Source organism: Geminicoccus flavidas (assembly GCF_009806515.1).
Taxonomy (GTDB): domain Bacteria; phylum Pseudomonadota; class Alphaproteobacteria; order Geminicoccales; family Geminicoccaceae; genus Geminicoccus; species Geminicoccus flavidus.
Genome location: NZ_WUJP01000201.1, coordinates 1 through 3,441, shown reverse-complemented (window position 1 = coordinate 3,441; position 3,441 = coordinate 1). Strand labels below are relative to the sequence as shown.

The 3,441-nt window shown below is 66.8% G+C and carries 2 protein-coding genes and 1 pseudogene; 2 read left to right on the top strand and 1 reads right to left on the bottom strand.

The annotated features are described in order from the left end of the window. The coding region (locus EQG76_RS05485; protein WP_159711322.1) for an N-acetylglutaminylglutamine amidotransferase at window positions 1–1,149 on the bottom strand (1,149 nt) is incomplete at its 3' end. 464 nt (window positions 1,150–1,613) lie between these two features. Here EQG76_RS05485 and EQG76_RS05480 point away from each other — a divergent pair. Beyond that, the gene (locus EQG76_RS05480) at window positions 1,614–3,182 is read left to right on the top strand and encodes an ABC transporter substrate-binding protein (RefSeq protein ID WP_159711320.1); all 1,569 of its coding nucleotides are present in this window, start codon (window positions 1,614–1,616) and stop codon (window positions 3,180–3,182) included. A 10-nt stretch (window positions 3,183–3,192) separates the two neighbouring features. Continuing rightward, window positions 3,193–3,441, top strand: a pseudogene (locus EQG76_RS05475) (glutathione ABC transporter permease GsiC); the annotation flags it as partial.

The window sequence follows — 3,441 nt, the reverse complement described above, 5'->3', positions numbered from 1 at the left end:
ATACCAGTGATAGCCGCCGAAGATCTCGTCGGCCCCCTGACCGGACAGCGCCACCTTCACATGGCGCGCCACCTCCTTGGAGAGGAGGTAGAAGGCCACGTTGTCGTAGGAGACCATCGGCTCGGACATCGCACGGATGGCACCGGGCAGTGCCTCCAGCATCTCCCGCTCCGGCACGAAGATCTTGTGGTGGCGGGTCCCGTAATGCTGGGCGATCAGGTCGGAATAGCGGAACTCGTCACCCTTCTCCCCATTGGCTTCCTCGAAGCCGATCGAGAAGGTTTCGAGCCCGGACTGGCCGAACTCGGCGAGCAGGCCCACGATCAGGCTGGAGTCCAGGCCACCCGAGAGCAGCACGCCCACCGGCACGTCGGCCACCATCCGGCGCAGCACCGCTTGGCGGAACTCGTCGAGCAGCAGGTCGCGCCATTCCTCGGCCGGACGGGCCTCGTCCTCGGCGCTCCGCGCGTAGCTGATCCGCCAGTAGACCTCGTCGCGGCTGGTGCCGTCCGGCTCGATCACTCGCATGGTCGCCGGCGGCAGCTTGCGCACGCCCTTCAGGATGGTCCACGGCGCCGGCACCACCGCGTGGAAGGTCATGTAGAACTGCAGGGCGATCCGGTCGATCGACTTGTCCACCCGCCCCGTCCTGACCAGGGCGGGCAGCGAGGAAGCGAACAGGAGGGCGCCATCGGATTCGGCGAGATAGATCGGCTTGATCCCAAACCGGTCGCGCGCCAGCACGAGCCGACCGCTCTCGCGCTCATGGATCGCGAACGCGAACATGCCGTTGAAGCGGCGCACGCAATCCGTGCCCCAGGCGTGGTAGGCCTTGAGGATCACCTCGGTGTCGGCATGGGAGAAGAAGCTGTAGCCCAGGCCCTCCAGCTCGGCGCGCAGCTCACGATAGTTGTAGATGCAGCCGTTGAAGGCGATGCTGAGCCCAAGGTCGGGATCGACCATCGGCTGCTCGCCGCGGGCCGACAGGTCGATGATGCTGAGCCGGCGGTGGCCGAGCGTCACCCGGCCGCGCGCGAGGATCCCGCTATCGTCCGGTCCGCGTGCCGCGAGGGCATCGTTCATCGCCTCGGTGGCAGCCGTCCCGGCCGGCCGGCCATCGAAGCGTGCCTCGCCGCAGAACCCGCACATGCTGCAATACTCCTCGTCCGCTTCCGATGATGATGATGCCTACGTCAAAGCCTGACGCGGCTGTTCGCTCCCTGGGCCGGACACTTGGCGGGCCCGTGATCCCGCAAGGGCGATGGCGGCAATGTCCGGAGCCGCCGCTGACCCGATGAGCAGAAGGACAATAGCCTGCACGGCAGATGCTGATCACGCTGTCCGGTCAGCATGATTTCGTCGGACCAATTCCCTACCAGTAGGCCAATGCATCAGGGCTAGATACCACATAGAGTAGCAGCCTTACGCATCAACCGCCCGAGCGGGATTTTCCGTCTCGTTACGGTCCGGTAACGAAAGCTTTGTCCGGCCCAGGTTGTAGTATGAGCGTGCAACGACGGGGTCGCCCAAGCGTTGCTGGTCAGGGCGCTGGGTTGCCCCATGCTCCTGCCGGCTGCCCGGAATCCATCCATATCGGGGAAGGACGCCAGACCATGACCGTGATCCGCTCGGCGCTTGCCAGCCTGCTCCTGGCGGGCCTGCTCGCCTTGCCGGCCCTGCGTCCAGCTGGCGCCCAGATCCCGGCCGACGTGCTGGTGGTCGGCCAGATCGCCGAGCCGGCCTCGATGGATCCCGCGGTTAGCACCGCGACCAACGACTTCCGCATCCTGGTCAATCTCTACGAGGGCCTGGTGCGCTACAAGCCCGGCACGCTCGAGGTCGAGCCGGCGCTAGCGGAGAGCTGGACGATCTTCGAGGACGGACGGGTCTACGAGTTCAAGCTGCGCCAGGGGGTGACCTTCCACGACGGCACGCCCTTCGATGCGGAAGCAGTCCGCTTCAACTTCGAGCGGATGCTCGACGAGAACCACCCGGCCGCCGGCACCGGCCCGTTCCCGCTGGCCTTCTTCTTCTCCGCTGTCGACAAGGTCGAGGCGGTGGATCCCCAGACGGTACGCTTCACCCTGAAGGAAGCGTTCGCGCCGTTCCTGTCCAACCTCGCCTATCCGACCGGGCTGATCGTGTCGCCCAGCGCGGTCACCGAGAAGGGCCAGGACTATGCCCGCAACCCGGTCGGCACCGGGCCGTTCCGCTTCGTCGAATGGGTCGGCGGCCAGCAGGTGACCATCGAGCGCAATCCGGACTACTGGGGCGAGCCGGCCAGGCTCCAGACGGTGGTGTTCCGGCCGATCGCGGATGCCAACACCCGTGCGGCCGAGATGCTGGCCGGCGGGATCGACGTGATGGTCGAGGTGCCGCCGGACGCGCTCGGCCAGTTCAGCGGCGGCGACTTCCAGATCCACGAGCAGGCCGGGCCGCACTTATGGTTCCTGATCCTGAACACGCGCGAGGGGCCGCTTAAGGACAAGCGGGTCCGCCAGGCCGTGAACTACGCGATCGACAAGCAGGCGATCGCCGACAACATCCTCCAGGGCACGGCGGTGCCGGCCAAGGGGCCGATAGCACCAGCCTTCGAATGGGCCTACGACCCGGCGATCGAGGGCTACCCGCACGATCCGGACAAGGCAAAGGCGCTTCTGGCCGAAGCCGGAGCCGAGGGGGCCAAGCTCACCTTCTATGTCGCGGAGAGCGGCTCGGGCATGCTGGATCCGGTCGCGATCGGGACCGCGATCCAGGCCGACCTGGCCAAGGTCGGGCTCGAGGCCGAGATCCAGACCTATGAGTGGAACACCTATCTCGCCAACGTGAATGCCGGCCTAGGCGACAAGGCCGACATGGCCGAGATGGCCTGGATGACCAACGACCCGGACACGCTCCCCTATCTGACGCTGCGCACTGACGCCCTGCCGGAGAATGGCGGGTTCAACTCGGGCTACTATTCCAACCCGGAGCTCGACCGGATCCTGGACGAGGCGCGGCGCGAGAGCGATCAGGGCAAGCGCGGCGAGCTCTACCGGCAGGCGCAGCGGATCATCGTCGAGGACGCGCCCTGGGCGTTCATCGCGCATTGGCAGCAGAACGCCGTGACCACCGCCGCGGTCCAGGGCTTTGCCCTGCAGCCGTCCTTCTTCCTGCTGCTCCACGACGTGAGCAAGCAGTAGGACGCGCGCCTTGCCCGCCTATGTCCTGGGCCGCCTGCTGGCCCTGCTGCCGGTCCTGTTCGGGCTCAGCCTGATCGTGTTCCTGATCATGGCGCTGATCCCGGGCGACCCGGCCCAGGCGATCCTCGGCTCCTATGCGACCCCGGAGAACGTCGCCCGGATCAACCGCGACCTCGGCCTGGATCGGAGCCTGCCCGTCCAGTACCTCACCTGGCTCGGCAACGTCGTAACCGGCGATCTCGGCCGGTCCTACAGCCTG